Here is a 1,074-nt window from a genome sequence, read left to right as displayed (position 1 = left end):
CCGGTCACGATCTCGGTGCCCGAGGGCAGCACTTCGCGTGCGTGCGCTTCGGAGCCGAGCAGCGCCTCGGCGATGCCGCTGCGGCCCCGGCTGCCGAGGACCATGACGAGGGCGGTCTGGCTCTCGTGCACGAGCCCGTCCTCCGGCTCGTCGGGCAGCACCGCGGTGGTGACCTTCACTCCCGGCCGGCGGCGCCGGGCCCGGCGCTCGGCGGTGCCGACGACGTCCCGGGCCATCACCTCGTCCACCGGTTTGTCGAGTTCCTGGGCGAGCAGGGCGCCTTCGTAGCGTTCCCAGAGCGAGGCGTAGACCAGGCGGAGCGGGGCGCCGCGCAGGGCGGCCTCGTCGGCGGCCCAGTCCACGGCGCGCAGGCTCGGCTCGGATCCGTCGACGCCGGCGACGACGGGCAGTTCCATCGTGCTCACCGCCCCAGGTGGAGGACGAGGCCGACGCGAGCCCGCGGCCAGCCGCGCGGGACGTCGTCGGCGGAGGCCCGGCGACCCTGCTGCTCCACCGGGCCGCCGGCGCGGTGTCCGGGCCGGTCCGGCACCTCGGCCGGGACGCCCCGGTCGCCGCGGGTGCCGGTGCGGTACGGCCCGAACCGGCCACGGTCCCGGCACGGGCCCGGCTCGGGGCCGGTTCGCTCCTCGGCGACCCGGGTCTCGCCGGACGCTGCCTTCATGAACGGGCTCCCCTCGCGGTGACGGCGGGTCAGTCGTGGGCCACAACGGCCACGGGTGCGTCGACGTGGTGCAGGACGGCGTGGGTGACGTGCCCGATGTGGAGGCCGAACGGGCTGGTGCGGATGCGCCGGCCGACGACGACCAGGCAGGCGTCCCCGGCGGCGTTCACCAGGACCGGCGCGGCGTTGCCGCAGCGGCTCGCCTCGATCACCTCGACGTCCGGGAACTTCTGCCGCCAGGGCCGCAGCACCTCGGTCAGCGCGGCCGCCGCCCGGCGTCCTAGGGAGGCCGTGACCTCGGGTTCCGGGGACATGCCGTACGCGGTGTACGGCGGCGGGCTCGGCGCGCAGGGCGCGCTGGGCGCCGTCGACGTCGTAGGTGGCGACCAGGC

Annotated in this window: 3 protein-coding genes; all 3 read right to left on the bottom strand. The window is 76.7% G+C overall.

The genetic code is table 11. The features are described 5' to 3' along the window. On the bottom strand, positions 1-416 hold a 416-nt coding region (locus ACWEN3_RS46870), incomplete at its 3' end, for a universal stress protein (RefSeq protein ID WP_452984596.1). A gap of 5 nt (positions 417-421) precedes the next feature. Then, a complete protein-coding gene (locus tag ACWEN3_RS46865) occupies positions 422-682 on the bottom strand; it encodes a hypothetical protein (protein WP_452984595.1) in 261 nt (86 codons plus the stop codon). A 29-nt stretch (positions 683-711) separates the two neighbouring features. After that, positions 712-1,074: universal stress protein (locus ACWEN3_RS46860; RefSeq protein WP_452984593.1), on the bottom strand; the 363-nt coding region annotated here is incomplete at its 5' end.

This window comes from Streptomyces sp. NPDC004561, from assembly GCF_053602155.1.
Note: the sequence above shows the minus strand (reverse complement) of the source record. Positions and strands in the feature narration are given on the sequence as shown.